At 59.0% G+C, this 15,725-nt stretch carries 12 protein-coding genes and 1 pseudogene; 3 read left to right on the top strand and 10 right to left on the bottom strand.

Annotated elements, in window-relative coordinates; all coding sequences use genetic code 11:
• Positions 1-33 precede the first annotated feature (33 nt).
• From G9Q37_RS01045 to G9Q37_RS01000, 10 genes are all read right to left on the bottom strand, one after another.
• Positions 34-1,185: an acyl-CoA dehydrogenase family protein gene (locus tag G9Q37_RS01045; RefSeq protein ID WP_166223283.1), complete on the bottom strand. Its 1,152-nt coding sequence runs from the start codon at positions 1,183-1,185 to the stop codon at positions 34-36.
• Between the two features lie 43 nt (positions 1,186-1,228).
• Positions 1,229-1,999: an ABC transporter ATP-binding protein gene (locus G9Q37_RS01040; protein WP_205710704.1), complete on the bottom strand. Its 771-nt coding sequence runs from the start codon at positions 1,997-1,999 to the stop codon at positions 1,229-1,231.
• 77 nt (positions 2,000-2,076) lie between these two features.
• Positions 2,077-3,324 (bottom strand): ABC transporter substrate-binding protein, encoded by a 1,248-nt coding sequence (locus G9Q37_RS01035; RefSeq protein ID WP_166223277.1) that lies wholly within the window; start codon positions 3,322-3,324, stop codon positions 2,077-2,079.
• Between the two features lie 84 nt (positions 3,325-3,408).
• The gene (locus G9Q37_RS01030) at positions 3,409-4,461 is read right to left on the bottom strand and encodes a branched-chain amino acid ABC transporter permease (protein ID WP_166223274.1); all 1,053 of its coding nucleotides are present in this window, start codon (positions 4,459-4,461) and stop codon (positions 3,409-3,411) included.
• Positions 4,462-4,463: 2 nt separating this feature from the next.
• Positions 4,464-5,348: a branched-chain amino acid ABC transporter permease gene (locus G9Q37_RS01025; protein WP_166223271.1), complete on the bottom strand. Its 885-nt coding sequence runs from the start codon at positions 5,346-5,348 to the stop codon at positions 4,464-4,466.
• Complete coding sequence (locus tag G9Q37_RS01020; protein ID WP_166223268.1) at positions 5,345-7,306, bottom strand: AMP-dependent synthetase/ligase; 1,962 nt, start codon at positions 7,304-7,306, stop codon at positions 5,345-5,347. Before G9Q37_RS01020 ends, G9Q37_RS01025 begins: the two co-directional genes overlap by 4 nt.
• A complete protein-coding gene (locus G9Q37_RS01015) occupies positions 7,303-8,100 on the bottom strand; it encodes an ABC transporter ATP-binding protein (protein ID WP_166223265.1) in 798 nt (265 codons plus the stop codon). The genes G9Q37_RS01020 and G9Q37_RS01015 overlap by 4 nt, the downstream gene beginning before the upstream one ends.
• A gap of 101 nt (positions 8,101-8,201) precedes the next feature.
• Positions 8,202-8,960: an SDR family NAD(P)-dependent oxidoreductase gene (locus G9Q37_RS01010; protein WP_166223262.1), complete on the bottom strand. Its 759-nt coding sequence runs from the start codon at positions 8,958-8,960 to the stop codon at positions 8,202-8,204.
• Positions 8,961-8,992: 32 nt separating this feature from the next.
• Positions 8,993-10,231: a thiolase family protein gene (locus G9Q37_RS01005; RefSeq protein ID WP_166223259.1), complete on the bottom strand. Its 1,239-nt coding sequence runs from the start codon at positions 10,229-10,231 to the stop codon at positions 8,993-8,995.
• 109 nt (positions 10,232-10,340) lie between these two features.
• Positions 10,341-11,420 carry a CaiB/BaiF CoA transferase family protein gene (locus G9Q37_RS01000; protein WP_166223256.1) on the bottom strand — a complete coding sequence of 360 codons (1,080 nt, stop codon included), beginning with the start codon at positions 11,418-11,420 and terminating at the stop codon, positions 10,341-10,343.
• 130 nt (positions 11,421-11,550) lie between these two features.
• On the opposite strand from G9Q37_RS01000, the gene G9Q37_RS00995 reads away from it, so the two are divergent.
• The 3 genes and pseudogenes from G9Q37_RS00995 to G9Q37_RS00985 all read left to right on the top strand — a co-directional run bounded on the left by G9Q37_RS00995 (position 11,551) and on the right by G9Q37_RS00985 (position 15,703).
• The gene (locus tag G9Q37_RS00995; protein WP_166223253.1) at positions 11,551-12,333 is read left to right on the top strand and encodes an enoyl-CoA hydratase/isomerase family protein; all 783 of its coding nucleotides are present in this window, start codon (positions 11,551-11,553) and stop codon (positions 12,331-12,333) included.
• 15 nt (positions 12,334-12,348) lie between these two features.
• Positions 12,349-13,581, top strand: a complete 1,233-nt coding sequence (locus G9Q37_RS00990) for a phenylacetate--CoA ligase family protein (protein WP_205710703.1) — start codon at positions 12,349-12,351, stop codon at positions 13,579-13,581.
• 1,023 nt (positions 13,582-14,604) lie between these two features.
• Positions 14,605-15,703 (top strand): annotated as a pseudogene (locus G9Q37_RS00985) (IS3 family transposase).
• The last annotated feature ends 22 nt before the right edge of the window (positions 15,704-15,725 follow it).

Here is a 15,725-nt window from a genome sequence, read left to right as displayed (position 1 = left end):
CGGGCAGCCGCCCTCGGCAGCGTGCCCAGGTACTCATTCAGCCAAGATCTGGCGGGCGATGATCAGCTTCTGGATGTGGCTGGTGCCTTCGTAGATCTTGGTCACACGAACATCTCGGTAATAGCGCTCCACCGGAAAGTCCGACACGTAGCCGTAGCCGCCATGAACTTGGATGGCCGCCGAACAGACTTTCTCTGCCATCTCGCTGGCATACAGTTTCGCAATCGAAGCCTCTTTGTCTGAGGGAAGCCCCGCATCTCGCCGGCGCGCGGCATAGATCATGTACTGCCGGGCCACCTCGACCTGCATCGCCATGTCGGCCAGATCAAAGCTGACGGCCTGGAGTGCCGAAATCGGCTTACCGTAGGCCTCCCGATCTTTGGCGTAACGAATGGCCGCTTCAAGCGCCGCACGTGCGACACCAATGGCCAGGGCGGCAATCGCGATTCGCCCATCAGACAAAAGCGACAGGGCCTTTCCGTATCCCCTCCCCTCTTCGCCCACCAGATTGCCGGCCGGAACGCGCAGGTTGTCCAGCTGAATCTGGGCAGTGTGAGCCGTGTGCTGCCCGAGCTTGTTCTCGATTCGGAGCACCTGATAACCCGGATCCTTGGGGTCAGCAATGAACAGACTGAATCGATTGCGCGATCCAGGCTCGCCAGTGGCTGCCACCACAAAAGCGAACCCCGCTTCGCTGCCATTGGAAATCCATTGCTTGCTGCCGTTGATCACATAGTGATCGCCATCGCGCTTAGCAGATGTTCGGATGGCAGCGGTATCCGACCCGGCATGTGGTTCTGACAGCAGGAATGCACCGATGTTCTTGGCCGAGGCCAGACCAGGCAGGTGTTGAGCCTTCTGCTCCTCAGTGCCAAAATTGCATAAGACATGCGCTGATGAGTTGTGCACGTGCATCATCGTGGCAAAGCCGCCATCTGCTGCGGCGAATTCCTCGATGGCCAAGCAATACTCAACAAAAGAAAGTCCTGCACCCCCATACGACTGAGGGGCCAGCATGCCCATAAACCCCAATTCGGCCACGGACTGGATTTCGGCATGGGGCCATTCACTGCTTTGGTCTCGCTGCGCCGCCGTGACAGCCACCACCTCCTGCGCTACGCGGCGCGCGGATTCCCGAATCATGACCTCTTGTTCGCTGAGGAAAGCGTTGGAAACACTGCTCATCTGATGTCCTTGGATTTAACTTCTTTGTGTCAAAAAATACAGTTCAACCGAGCCAGCGCTTGCGGCGACGATAGTGCTTCATGTCCCGAAAGCTCTTGCGCTCCCCCTCCACCGTCAAGCCGAGGTAGAACTCGCGAACATCCTCATTGCTCTTGAGCTGACCAGAAGGCCCCTCCAACACGATGCGGCCGCTCTCCATCACATAGCCGTAGTCCGCGAGTTCGAGCGCAACGCGGGTGTTCTGCTCAACGATCAGCAAAGTCAGACCGCTGGCTTTCAAGTCGGAAAGAAGGCCGTACACCTCCTCCACCATCAAGGGGGCCAATCCGAGCGATGGTTCATCGATCATCACCAGCTTGGGCTGGGACATCAATGCGCGACCAATCACCAGAAGTTGCTGCTCGCCTCCAGACAAATACCCTGCGGTTCGGTCGCGCAGGGCGGCCAAGCGCTTGATGCGGGAATAGACCTCGTCGAGCCTTTCCTTAGCCTCTCGCCCGCTACCCATGTGCCCACCGACCACCAGGTTCTGTTCGACTGTCATGTGACGAAGGACCTTGCGCCCCTCCATGACGTGCACGAGACCCTGGCGCACCACCTCTACCGGGTTGGCTCCGGTGATGTTGGTGCCGTCGAGCGTGATCGATCCCGCGGTGACCCGACCATCTTCGGTGCGGATCAGATTTGAAATCGCCTTGAGCGTCGTACTCTTGCCCGCGCCGTTGGCGCCAAGCAGCGTGACGCACTGGCCCTGTGGTACGCGCGCTGTAATCCCCTTCACAGCCAGAATCACATCGCTGTAAAGGACTTCCACGTTATTTAGTTCAAGCACAGGCAACTCCGACAGTTGTCACTCCAAGCCTGCAGCCGCGGGCTTGGAGATCCGGTCAATTACCACTTGTTCACGTTTGGAACGGGAGCGTTCTGCTCGATCAGCTTGTACTTCCCCTTTTCAATCGTTCCGATGTTTACGGCCAATCCAGAAGTCGGAAACGGCGCCTCGTTGCTGAACTTGACGTTGGGCAAAACACCAAAGGTTCGTTCGCTAGGAACGGCATTGGTCTGCAAAGCGGCGCGGACATCAGCTCCCGTCACCCCAGCAGGCCCCTTGGCCTTTACCACCTGCTCCACCGCGCGAACAGTGAGCAGGGAAGTGGCCAGCCCCATCATGCAAGGCGAGGTGAAGTTGGCCTGGGTCTTGTACTGGGTGCGCAGCTTCTCGAAAAAGGCTCGAGCAGTGGTCGGGTCGTCCGTCGGAATGGCCATGCCATAGACCTCGTAACTTCCCTCCATCTGGTTGAGGTCGCCCAACGCCTTGCCGGATGACAGCAATCCGTTATGTGCGCTGACCACCAAGGGAATATTGCCTTTGCCCAAGCTTTGCAGCGCACGTCGGGTTGCCACCACCGATGCCGTGTTGTTAAAGACCTGGATTACCGTCGCCCCTTTGCGGAGCAGACGGCTCACCTGCTGCGTGAGGTCCGTCGGCTGTGCCTCGGTGTAAATCGTCTCAACAATCTCCAGAACCTGCGGGTTGTCCTTGGCAAAACGCTCCACGCCTTTGTGGATGTCCACATAAGCAGGAGAAACCTCAGAGGAGATCACCCCCACCTTCAGCGGGGCGCTCCCCATCTTCTTCTGATACCAGGTGTAGAAGCCTGCCGCTTCATGCGGATATGTGGCCCGGGCATTGAACACCCAGCTGTCGCCCTTCCAGGCAAATCCATAGCCGGCCGTGCCCAGCAGCAGCGGAATCTTGTCGTTGGGCAGTCGTTGCTGCAGCGCGTTGCTGTCCGGGCCGCCGAGGCCCCAAGCGGCGATAGGGTTCAGCTCCGCCTTGATACCTGGCCAGAGCGAGGCAACCTGGGCGACGTCATAGCGGGCGTCGTGCTCCTTGACCTTCAGCGTCACGCCAAGCGACTTGCCCACCTCATCATTCCACCAGTCAAGAACCCCGCGGCGGCAGCCTGTGATGTCCTTCATAACATCGGCGAAGGGGCCGGTAAAGTCTGCGATACCGGCGATGTTGTATGTCGCTTGAGCGTGAGCGGCACTACCGCAACCCAAGGCGGCCAAGAACATCACCGAACCCAAGGCCTGGCGGGCGCTGACAGAAACGGCCATCGTCTGCTGAATCATTTGCTTGTCTCCTTTGTGGTCACGCTGTTCAACCAAAATCAACCGCCCACCAGCGCAAAAATGGGGTTGAAATAAATAGCGATCTCAATAGGGGTATGGCCACATCCGATACGACCGCTTTGCAATATTCCAACGGTGCATCAGGCCACGAGGCTCAAAAATCAGGAAGCCCGCAATGATGCCGCCGAGAAAAATATTCATGGCCGCGAACACCAGGTCTCCTCCAAGAAATGGAATTCTTTCGATCAGCACAGGCCCCATGGACGTGATGGACTCCTGGGCCATTCGAATGACGAACACTCCAATCAATGCGCCGGTAATCGAACCCATACCGCCCACGATGATCATGGCGATAAACCAGATCGAATGAATCAATGTGAACTGGTCAATCGTCACAAAGCGGACGTAGTAAGCCCAAAGACCACCACCAATGCCGGCATAAAAGGCACCCACCAGAAATGCCAGGGCTTTTGTCCTGACCACATTGATACCCATCATCCCCGAGGCAACGTCGTCATCACGGACGGCTGCAAAAATTCGTCCGTGTCGGCTGCGCGCAATTCCGTATCCTCCAGCGATCATGATCATCGCCACCACAAGACACAGGTAATACACGCCAGCATCCGACTCAAACTTGAAGCCAAACAGCTCCGCAGGCTGCATGGTGATGCCGTTTGAGCCACCCAACCATTTTTGCGGAAGGTTGAGCACAAAGAAGTGAAACAGGATTTGCGCTGCAATCGTGGTGAGCGCGAGGTAGAAGCCCTTGATCCGGACAGCAGCGAGACCAAATATGACGCCGAAAAGCGCTGCGAACACACCCCCCGCAGGCAACGCCAACCAGAACGGAAGATGCAGTTTGCTGGCCAGCACAGCCGTCGAATACGCACCCACCCCCATGAATGCTGCCTGGCCAATATTGACCTGTCCGGCCAGGCCAGTATTAATTTGCAGACCAAGGACTACCACTGCAGTGATGAGCATCGAAGTCATCACTGCCACCGATCGCACCTCAGCGAACATCGGCAGGGCAAACAGCGCCACAATAAACAGCAGCAGGGTGATGGCCTGATTTCGCGTCCGGATGAGCGATTGATCCTGACGATAGGAGGTTGAAAAAATTCCTGCGGGATCCATGTTCAAACCCTTTCAATGGTTTTCCACCCGAACATGCCGGTTGGACGAATCAAGAGCATCAGCAACATGATGATGAATGGAAAGACTGAGCCAATTGCCCCGCCGACTAGGGGGTCGAGATAGGCAGAAGCCAACCCTTGAATCACTCCCACCAACACCCCAGCAAGCAACAAACCGGCAAGCGATTCCAAGCCTGCTAGCAGAGCTACAGGAAGCGCCGCCAAACCAATATCAGAACTCAGCATGTTGATTGATCGACCACTCAGGTGGACCATGGCACCTAAAGTCGAAAGAATGGAACCAAGAATCCAAGCGAAGGCAATCGATCGCTGCACTGAGATTCCCATGGACATCGCCACCTGGTGATCCTCGGCCACCGCGGTCATCGTCAGGCCGGCGCGGGTCTTATTGAAGAACCACGAAAGTCCGAAACCAATGGCAATCGTGAGCAACCCGCCATAGAGCATCGAGCGTGAAATCAGGATGTCGCCAAATATCAGCGGCTCAATCGGAAATACCATCGGAAAGGCGCGGACCTGTGGACCGAACAGGACCAGAACCACGCCCCGAATAAGGATCAGAAGACCGATGGTCACCATCACCATTGAAAAGATGGACTCACCGACCAATCGCGCGAAGAAGATTCGCTCAATCATTAGTCCAAAGATTGCCGCACTCACGAATGCCACTGGCAGGCCTATCCACAGCGGCAGTCCCATTTGAATCACTGTCCACCAGACCATGTACCCGCCGAAGACGACCAACTCCCCCTGAGCGAAGTTGAATACCTTCGATGCCCGATAGATCACCACAAAACCCATGGCAATCAGTGCATACAAAAGGCCCGTCAGCGCGCCATTGATCAGGTAATTCAGAAAATCAATCATCGCCTTCTCCCGTTGGAAAGACCGGACTTGGGCGTGGCAGACGCCACGTCGCGAATGAAAACCTGCGCGGTGAACTGGCTGCGACGCCCATCCTGATAGGTCACTGGGATGTCCACGGTCACTTCAGGCGCCCCGTTGTAGAGACCTTGAATCAGCGCCGAATAACGTTCTTCCAGAAACTCTCGGCGCAACTTTCTCGATCGGGTCAACTCGCCCTCATCGGGATCAAGTTCCTTCGGGAAATTGGCGAAGCGCTGCACCCGCGCATGGGCCGGCAGGAACTGATTAACCCGCGCGATTTCTCGGCTGAGGAGCTCCGCGACTTCAAGACGCTGGGAGAGGTCCGTGAAGGTCGAGAAACCAATGCGCTTGTCTTCTGCCCAGCGAGACAGCACGCTCATGTCGATGTTGATGAGCGCGGCCACGAAGTCGCGCCTCTCGTCTCCGACGGTCATGATGTCCTTGATGAACGGGCTGAATCGCAGACGCGTTTCCACAAACTGAGGTGGGAAGGTCTGGCCGCTGGCGAGGCGCTTCAGGTCAGACATGCGCTCCAGGAACACCAACTCACCTCGGTCCGTCTTGGTGACCGCATCGCCAGTCTGGTACCAACCGTCCTTGACCTTGGCCTCGACAGATCCTTCGCGTCGGTAGTAGCCCAGAAACGAGCTGCCTCCCTTGACGCACAACTCACCATCGGCCGTGAGCATCCATTCAAGGGAAGAACCTGCCTCCGGGTGCGTCTGCATCCAGTGACCCACGGTCTCCAGATCAAAACGGTCGCCCTGGTGGCTCGTCAGCAGCCCCACCTCGGTTGAGCCATAGATGTTTCGCAAGGGAACGCCGATGGCATGGAACATACGGAACACATCTGGGGCCATGGTGGCACCGCCGCAAATGGCCACCTTTAGGCGCGTCAGGCCGAGTTGGTCTCTCAAGGGCCTCAGGACCAGCGCATTGGCGAGGGGCAGCAAAGCCCGCTTCCACCATGAGACCGGTTTGCCGTCCAAGCGCGCGACGTGCACCGCATGCCCCACCTGCAAACCCCACTCGTAAATGCCCCGCCGCACGGGGCCAGCGTCGAGCATGTGGGCCTGCACGGATGACGCCATGCTTTCCCATTGCCGAGGGGCAAACGTCATGGCCTCGACCGCCAGCTCGCGGATGTTGGGCAGCACCTGCTCAGGACCCTCAGGAAAGTTGACCACCATGGGCAGACCAATGCCCAGGGCCACGCCCATGAACTGCTCTGTGGCCCAGGCTGGCGCGATGTAGCTCAGGTACTGGGTGCCAGGCCTGGCCTTGGTGGCATTGATCAGGCGTTGAGCGTTGTCGACCAGGCTGCGATGGGAAAGGATCACCCCCTTGGGCTTGCCCGTGGTGCCCGAGGTGTACGAAAGCACTGCAATGTCGTCGGGACAGCCCTGATCAACGAGACGGTCGTACAGCAGAGCATCCTTCTCGCCAAGAGCCCGGCCCTCGCTCTGCAACTGATGAAACTTGCGCAAGATGGAGTCGTGGTACGACCACATGCCCGTGTCGTCCCAATACACGATGTGCCGTAAGTTAGGAGTTGCCGCCTTCACCGCCAACCCTTTGTCCACCTGCTCCTGATCCTGCGCAAAGAGGCAGACGGCCTCACTGTCTTCCAGCAGGTACTGCACTTCGTCTGCGGTGAGGTCTGGATACAGCGAGATCACCTTGCACCCAATGGCCTGCGCCGCGAATTCGGCCCAGTAGTGCTGAGGCTCGTTCTCCCCGATGATGGCGACCGTCTCTCCCCGTTGAATGCCCAATTGGTGAAGACCTAAGGCCAAGTCCATGACATTGCGCTGGACCTGCGAGAAGTCGTACTCGCGCCAGATACCGCGCGTCTTGTGTCGCTGAGACAGCCGCTTCGGTGATTGGCGGGCGTGATCACGCAGCAATTGCGGCAGTGTTGCCATGCGAATGTTCATGCCACCCCCTCGCCCAGATAGGCTTTCAAAACGGCGGGATCGGACTGGATCTCCTTGGGCGTTCCCTCAGCAATCTTTTTCCCGAAGTCCAGTACAGCAATCCGATCCGCCAGGTCCATGACGACGCCCATGTCGTGCTCAACCAGCACGATGGGGATGCGTTTTGCCTCTCTCACGTCCAGAATGAACCGGGCCAGGTCTTCCTTCTCCTCGGTGTTCATGCCTGCCATGGGCTCGTCCATCAGAAGGATCTTGGGATCTTGTGCCAGTGCACGCCCCAGGTCGACGCGCTTGCGAAGCCCATAACCCAGGCTGCCAACGGGCACGTGACGGATCGACTCGATCTCCAGGAACTCGATGATTTCCTCCACGGCTTCCCGGTGAGCCACCTCTTCTCGCACAGCGGGTCCGAAGTGGCAGAACGACTGGATCAGGTTGGTGCGCATGTGCAAGTGACGCCCCACCATCAGGTTCTCGATCACCGTCATGCCCGAGAAGATGTGGGTACCTTGAAACGTCCGGGCCAGTCCACGGGCCGCGACCTCATGCGTGCCCATGCCTCGGATGGAGTGTTCGCCAAGGCGGATCTCGCCTGCCTTGGGACGATAGAAGCCGCTCAAGCAGTTCATCAGCGACGACTTGCCTGCGCCGTTAGGCCCGATCACCGCCAACAGCTCGTCGGCGTGTACATCGATGGAAACGTCGTTCAGGGCCACGATGCCCCCAAACTGCAGAAGCAGATGGTTTGCGGAAAGCACGATCTGAGGCGGCTTACCCCCTGGAAGATCACTCATGTTTTTCCCCCGTGATCCATCAGTCGTCTTACTTGCATGGAAACTCCTTTGCGGTCAGTCCCAGTGACAGGTTCAGTTCGTTCTTTGGAGGGACTGGACCATCAGCGAGTACCCGCATCCAGGCTGATGGTCGTGGCGTTAAAGTACGCGTTCTCGACGATGTGTTGAACCAGTGAAGCGAACTCCTGCGGTCGCCCCATGCGATGCGGGAAGAGAATCGAGTGGTCGATCAGCCCTTGTGAGACCTTGGGCGGCATACCTGCTGACATGCCCGTCTCGAACAGGCCCGGTGCAATGGAAACAACCCGCACGCCGTGCTGCGCCAGGTCACGTGAGACGGGCAGCGTCAACCCCATCACCCCTGCCTTCGTGGCGCTGTAGGCTGCTTGCCCCATCTGACCCTGCCAAGCTGCACCGGAAGAGGTGTTCACGATCACACCTCGCTCGCCGTCGTCGTTGGCTGTGTTGCGCGACATCGCCAGGCTCGCGTGTCGGATCACGTTAAACGTGCCAGTGAGGTTGACGGCAATGACCTGGTTCCAGAGCGAAAGGGGGAACAACTCACCTTTGCTCAAGGTCTTGCACGGCCCAAGAATGCCGGCACAGTTCACCGCCACCTGCAGCGACCCAAATGCCTGAACCGCAAAGTCGACGGCGGCCTTCACCTCAGCGTCGTTGGACACGTCGACCCGCTGAATGCGAACATTGGGTCCCAGCGGCAGCACGCTGTTGACCAAGCGCTCCTCATCGACGTCCACCGCCATCACCTTGGCGCCCGCCTTCACCAGCGCCTGGCAGGTGGCCAAGCCCAAACCCGAGCCCGCTCCGGTGACGAGTGCCACCACGTTTTGAATGTCCATGTTGTCTCCTACTTCGTTCTTTGTTCTTCGGGTCAGCGGCCAAGGATCGTGATGCAGGCCACCGCTTCTTCAATGCCTTCCAGGCCACCGCCGTTCTCGGCGAGCGCAAGTCGAGCGCCTTCAACCTGGCGCTTCCCCGCCTCCCCTCGCAGCTGAGTAACCAGCTCGTGAATCTGTGCAAGCCCAGTAGCCCCGACAGGGTGCCCTTTGGACTCCAGACCTCCAGACGGGTTGATCGGAATCCGCCCTCCGAGGCTTGTGTCACCTCGCTCCGCGATGACGCCTCCCATGCCGAACTCGCAGAAGCCAAGGTTCTCGGACTGGATGATTTCGCCCATGGCGGTAGCGTCATGGACCTCAGCCACTGAGATATCTGCAGCTCCGACGCCCGCCAGGTCGTAGGCCTTCTTGGCGGCCAGCGCCGTGCAGTGCGAGCGGTAATCCGACTCTTCGCGATCTGAGCCGCTTTGCACCACCGTGGCCAACACGCGGATCGCTCGCCGGGCGTCCAAGTTGAGGCGCTTGAGGGCCTCGCCTGTGCACAAGATCGCAGCCGCCGCGCCATCAGAGATGGGCGAACACATAGGCAAAGTCAGCGGATAGGTGATGGGTGGCGCCGCCAGGATCTCGTCGATGGTGTAGGCCACTCGATATTGAGAAAGTGGGTTGTGCACCGAGTGGGCGTGGTTCTTGGCAGCCACGGCCGCGAGCTGCCGCTGCGTCGTGCCGAACGTGCGCATGTGCGAGCGCGCGAAAGCGGCATACACATCCATGAAGACGCTGTAAGGCTTGGGCGAGGTCGTTCCTTCGGGCACTGTCACGTCTCGGCCCAGTCTCATGAGGGAATCTCGAATCTCGTGTGCACGAGAGATATCCCAGGCACTGTCAAACACGGAAAACATTCGCGCCTTGTCGGTGGAGAACATCTTCTCGGTTCCCACTGCGAGAGCGACATCGCCCGCACCGGACTTCAAGTGGCTACACGCCAGCGCAAACGCAGAGGAGCCACTGGCGCAGGCGTTCTCAATGTTCACCACTGGAATTCGACCAATGCCCATGGCGCGCAAGGCAATCTGCCCGCGAATCATGTGCTGCCCTTCCATGTGTCCTTGCGAAGTGTTGCCAAAGAAGGCCGCTTCCAACTGCTCCTTCTGCACACCGGCATCCGCGATGGCTGCCTCCACCGCCTGCCTGGTGAGCGCCTTCATGTCCAGGTCGAGGTGTCGGCCAAACGGCGTCATGCCAACCCCAATCACGTAGATGTCATTCATGTTCGGTCTCCTGATGTCTGTTGAAAGCCGGCAGCCAGAATCATGTTTACCTGCCGTGCATTTGTTTTACTCTAGAGTAAAACTAAAAAAATTTGAGAGGGGTAAACCCTCATTGGGATGACTCCAAATGGCCCCGTTCAACCAGGGGCAGGAAGCGCAATCCCCGCGCCGTCTCGACGTCGCCATCGGAGGTCAGGCGATACAAGCCACGACTGGCGTTGTGGGGATGCCTCGCCGCCTCTCCCAAGGTGAGGACGGGCGCGAAGCAAGCATCCGTGCCCTCCAGTTCCCTAGTCCAATGGCGGCTTGACTTCGACGCAAATGCCTCAGCCAGTCGGACCTTCAGTGCCGGCCACGACGCCCTGTTCATCTGGTGAGCGGGATCCACATCCGACAGCCCCATCTTTTCCAGAAGAAGCGCATAGAACGGAGGCTCGATAGCGCCCACCGTGATGTATCGACCGTCCGCACACCGATAGCGGTCATAGAACGGTGAGTCATGAAACACGCTGGGCTCCACCCCTTCCAGGGCGCCTCCCTTGCGTAAAAGCTGAACCAGAGGCGCGAGAAGCGCGAGCACATCCACAATCGCTCCGTCGACGACGCAGCCCTGCCCTTCGCCATTTCTCGCGGCGAACAGCCCGGCGACGATTCCCATCGTCAGACCCAAGGCCCCTGCCGCATCCCCCAAGACCGTGGGGGGCAAGATCGGTGGATGGCCGGGTGTCTCCGTCAGAGACATCAGTCCGGTCAGTGCCACGTAGTTCATGTCGTGGCCGGCAGCTTGGGCCAGCGGGCCATCCTGTCCCCAGCCCGTCATGCGGCCGTAGACGAGGCGGGGGTTTACCTTGGCGCAGTCTTTAGGCCCAAGACCTAACCGTTCCATCACCCCCGGTCGATTGCCTTCAATCAAGGCATCACTTTGGGCGATCAAGTCCATGGCAATCGCTTGGTCTCGTGGCGTCTTCAGGTTCAGCGTGACGCGGTGCTTGCCGCGGTTGATCAAGCTATCGGTTGGCGGGGTCATTTCTGGTGGCAGAGCCCCTCGACCGGGGCGGGCGACCAGGGTGACGCTCGCGCCTAGCTGTACCAGGTGAAGGCCCGCCAAGGGGCCTGGACCGATTCCCTCGAACTCCACCACCTTGACTCCCGCCAACGGTAGACGACCGCCTTCGCTAGATGACTTCATAGCAACTCCTTTGGTTTTTACTCTACGGTAAGTTGATTTGCTGATTGGTAAGGGAAATCACCGAGTTACTTACCCGATAGTCAAAAGAAAGAATCGAGGGAACCCTAAGTACGCCTCTAAAGGAGAAGACATGTCAGATTCAGTGGTGGTTACCGAAGTCCGGAATCGATCTCTTTGGATCCGCCTGAACCGCCCGGATGCAATGAACTCGCTCACGCCAGAAGTCCTCCAAGCCATCGACACAGCCCTGGACCAGGCGCTCGAGCGCGCCGACGTAATGACCGTTGTTCTCACCGGCACCGGCCGCGCCTTCTGCGCTGGGGCGGACCTCAAGTACGTACGAGGTCAGTTGGGCGAGCACGGCACGAGCGCCTTTCTCGCGGGTGTCCTGCGGACCATGAACCGCCTGGACCGGTTCCCCAAGCCTGTGATTGCCGCACTGAACGGCATTACCCTCGCTGGCGGCCTGGAGTTGGTGCTGTGCTGCGACCTGGTTATCGCAGCCCAAAGTGCAAAGATTGGCGATGCGCACGCCAACTACGGCCTGCTTCCCGGCGGTGGCGGCTCGGTGCGCCTCCCCCGTGTAATTGGCCCGACGCGTGCCAAGTACCTCCTCTACACCGGGGAGTTCGTTTCAGCCGAGGACATGCGGGAGGCCGGGTTGGTGAATCAAGTCGTGGACGACGCGCAACTCGCTGCGGCGACCCAGAAGGTGGCAGACACCATTGCCACCAAGAGTCCCCTGGGCCTTCAGCGCATGAAGGCACTGGTTGACGACGGGCTCGACCAACCAGAGGACACGGCACTTCGCTTGGAGCTTCTGGCGTCAGAAGTTCATGCTTTCAGCGCTGACCTTCAGGAAGGACTGGAGGCCTTCCAGGGAAAACGTGCGCCGCGTTTCACCGGCAAGTGATCCACAGGCCGCCCCATGACCACGTCCCCACGCTCCAACCGATTCGCAGCGCTTCAGCGCATTCAAACCGACGCTTACCGACAAGCTCCAGCCATACGGGCCATTTTTGAACGGGCGGCCATAGAGCCGGCCAACTTGCACGGCGCCAGTGATCTTGCCCGTCTTCCCGTCACGACCAAAGACCAACTCCTCGCCCTCCAACGAGCGCACCCCCCTTTTGGCGGGTTCCTGGCCGCAGACGAACGCGACATTCGACGCATCTTTGTATCACCGGGTCCAATCTATGAGCCTGAATTTTCAAGCGACGTCAGTGGGCGCGGCTTCGCACAGGTCTTTCGTCAAGCGGGTATCGGACCCGGCGATCGCGTGCTGAACACCTGGTCGTACCACCTTGTGCCCGCTGGCCTTTTGCTCGACCAAGGCATCGCATCTACCGGGGCCACGGTCATCCCTTGCGGTCCGGGCGGCGCTGAACAGCAAGCCCAACTCATCCTGGAGTTGGGCATCACCTGCATTTGTGCGTCAACCAGCTTCTTCATTACCTTGACCGAAACCTTGGAACGCATGGGCTGCGAATTGCCTCGTGACTGGCGCGTCAAGAACGCCATGCTGGGCGGGGAAATGGGCAACTGGATGCAGAAGCGACGCGATCTTGAGCAGCGCTATGCCATCGACACGTTCTCCGCCTATGCCACCGGTGACTTTGGTCTCATCGGTTACGAAGAAGATGGACTAGAGGGGTACCGCATCCACCCTGAGCGCATGGTGCAGGTGTGCGACCCAGTGTCGGGCGAACCCCTGCCGATCGGCAGCACCGGCGAGATAGTGGTTACGACCCTGGAGAGCGGGTGGCCATTGATTCGATTCGGCACAGGCGACGTCGCCCAGGCGTTGAGCCAGACAGATGACGGCCTCGTTGACCGAATTGGCCTTCTGCAGGGTCGCGTTGGCCAGGGTGTCAAAGTACGCGAGGTGTTTGTCTATCCTCGCAACATTGAGGAAGTGCTCAGTCGCGTACCAGCACTCAGCCGTGTGCAGCTTGTCGTGGAGGCGCAAGGCCACAGAGAGACCATGACATTGCGCGCAGAGCTCAAGCCGACAGGCATACCGGCCGATGTGGAAGACCACTTAATGGACTCCTTCAAGCAGGTAACCCGGCTCAAGCTGGATAACATCGAATGGCTGGAGATAGGCCAACTCGCTGAGGGCGATCCAACGCTTGTCGATCGGAAACACGCAAAAGCTTGAAGCGACTGAGGTCTAGATCATGCGCAAGTACCAGTCGTTTGAGCGACTCTTGCGCATACTCATTCCGTTTTTTCGACGTCGCCAGTAACTTTTAAGGGCTCTCAATCGACCTTGGTAGCGACGAATCCTCCAGCGACGTCGCTCACCCGAAAATTCAGTGCATCGGCAAAACTGACACTCAGGTCATTTGGTACATGCCACGCTCGACCTGTATCACGCGCCTAACTTCTAAGAGCCTCTTGATGGAGGCTGCGATTGAGCCTACCGGAATGTCCGCCTCACTCGCGATCTGTGACTGAGAAAGTGGCTCCCCCTTATGCACCTTCAACAAGCGGCGTAGAGCCTTTAAGACCTTTTCGTCGTTAGCACTGACCCGACCGCCTCGTCGCTTTGACGCGCGGTGCATTTGAGTCTCTTTGGCTGGTGGAGCTTTGCGGGACTTGCGAGGGCCAGGATGGGCTACCAGGCAAGCATCCTCAGCCGTCGAGGTAGCCGATTCGACTCGCGAGCGTCGATGCGGAAGTGCCTCGATCACCTGAATCTCTTCGCCTTTGATCTGTTCAGCGGCCTGGTAGATGGTGAGCAGCTGACCCTCTAGGGCTTGAAGTTCCTGATGGAGCCTTGCCACTTGCTTTACCTGGGCGAAAGCGCTGTCGACGCCAGGCGCCAGTGGCTGACTTGCCATGGCTGAGACGAGCCGTTCGGTGTGGCGAGCCACCTCTGCCTTAAGCTGTTCTCGGCTATCGTGAATAGCCTGACCAGCTTGCTGGAGAGATTGAAGGGTACTAGCGAATAGTGGCATGGTCTTGACCCGTTAAGAATGCAAAGCGAAGAGATGGCTCAAGCAGTCTAGGTCAAACTCATGCGCTGATCTAGCACGGCACATCTTTCAGATTCCTGGGAGATCTGTGATTGACGAATTGACAGCACCTGCTCAGGATATCCATGTGTAGGTGCGCTTGAAGTCCCCCTGAAAACCTGAACCACCCGGAAGTAGAGAATTCCCCCAGACGGAGTCTCTACATGAAGAAATCCAGATTCAGCGAAGCGCAGATAGTCGGCATCCTCAAGGAGGTCGAGCTGGGTGCGAAGGTCGGCGAGACGTGCAGGAAGCACGGCGTGAGCGAGCCGACGTACTACAAGTGGAAGAGCCAGTTCTCGGGCATGACGGTCTCGCATCTAGCGCAGCTGCGCCAACTGCAAGATGAGAACGCCAAGCTCAAACGCATGTACGCCGACCTGGCGCTCATGCACCACGCGCTCAAGGACGTCGTTGACCGAAAGCTCTGACCCCGGAGCGTCGTGAGCTGGTCGTGCGCGCGCTCGTGGACGAGCACGGCATGAGCGAGCGACGCGACGTGCTTGCCAGGCCAGCGGCATCGCCCGCTCCACGCTGCGATACCGACCCGTTGCACGCGACGACTCCGGGGTCATCACCTTCATCCAGGCCTACATGGCACTGAACCCGCGCCACGGCTTTGGGCTGCTGTACGACAGCGCCCGCCACCAAGGCAAGCCCTGGGGCAAGACGGTGCTGTGGCGCGTGTACCGCGAGCTGCGGCTGAACTTGCCCAGGCGGGGCAAAAGCGCCTGCCTGCGCGCATCAAACAGCCCTGCACGCCGCAGGCCAGCCCAACCAGGGATGGAGCTGCGACTTTATGGCCGATGCGCTGTGGTCAGGGCGGCGCTTCAGAACCTTTAACGTCATCGACGAGTTCAACCGCGAGGGCCTGCGCATCGAGGTCGACACCAGCTTTGCCTGCTGCGCGCGTCATCCGGGCGCTCAACGAGTTGGTGGAGGTGCGAGGTGCGCCGCTGTCGATCGCCTGGACAACGGCCGGAGTTCATCGCCCACGCGCTGGCCCAGTGGGCTCAGAGCAAGGGCATCGCCCTGCAGCACATCCAACCTGGCAAGCCCACGCAGAACGCCTATGTCGAACGATTCAACAAGACCTACCGCACCGAGGTGCTGGACTGCTACGTATTCGACAGCCTGCAGGAAGTCCGTGACATGACGGCCGACTGGCTGCACCGCTACAACCACCATCGTCCCCATGAAGCCCTCGGCCGAATCCCTCCGGTCGAGTACCGTGTCAAACTGTTCCCCAACCTCTACTTCTGACTGGCTCAGGAATTCGAGGGGA

The sequence above is a fragment of the Hydrogenophaga crocea genome (assembly GCF_011388215.1).
Lineage (GTDB): Bacteria > Pseudomonadota > Gammaproteobacteria > Burkholderiales > Burkholderiaceae_C > Hydrogenophaga > Hydrogenophaga crocea.
The sequence above is the reverse complement of the archived record's forward strand: the minus strand, read 5'-3'. Positions and strand labels throughout refer to the sequence as shown.

Excerpts from the sequence above, each read along its gene's own strand:
- G9Q37_RS01045 (WP_166223283.1), bottom strand. The coding sequence starts at position 1,185 with ATGAGCAGTGTTTCCAACGCTTTCCTCAGCGAACAAGAGGTCATGATT.
- G9Q37_RS01035 (WP_166223277.1), bottom strand. The coding sequence starts at position 3,324 with ATGATTCAGCAGACGATGGCCGTTTCTGTCAGCGCCCGCCAGGCCTTG.
- G9Q37_RS01030 (WP_166223274.1), bottom strand. The coding sequence starts at position 4,461 with ATGGATCCCGCAGGAATTTTTTCAACCTCCTATCGTCAGGATCAATCG.
- G9Q37_RS01025 (WP_166223271.1), bottom strand. The coding sequence starts at position 5,348 with ATGATTGATTTTCTGAATTACCTGATCAATGGCGCGCTGACGGGCCTT.
- G9Q37_RS01020 (WP_166223268.1), bottom strand. The coding sequence starts at position 7,306 with ATGAACATTCGCATGGCAACACTGCCGCAATTGCTGCGTGATCACGCC.
- G9Q37_RS01015 (WP_166223265.1), bottom strand. The coding sequence starts at position 8,100 with ATGAGTGATCTTCCAGGGGGTAAGCCGCCTCAGATCGTGCTTTCCGCA.
- G9Q37_RS01010 (WP_166223262.1), bottom strand. The coding sequence starts at position 8,960 with ATGGACATTCAAAACGTGGTGGCACTCGTCACCGGAGCGGGCTCGGGT.
- G9Q37_RS01005 (WP_166223259.1), bottom strand. The coding sequence starts at position 10,231 with ATGAATGACATCTACGTGATTGGGGTTGGCATGACGCCGTTTGGCCGA.
- G9Q37_RS01000 (WP_166223256.1), bottom strand. The coding sequence starts at position 11,420 with ATGAAGTCATCTAGCGAAGGCGGTCGTCTACCGTTGGCGGGAGTCAAG.
- G9Q37_RS00995 (WP_166223253.1), top strand. The coding sequence starts at position 11,551 with ATGTCAGATTCAGTGGTGGTTACCGAAGTCCGGAATCGATCTCTTTGG.
- G9Q37_RS00990 (WP_205710703.1), top strand. The coding sequence starts at position 12,349 with ATGACCACGTCCCCACGCTCCAACCGATTCGCAGCGCTTCAGCGCATT.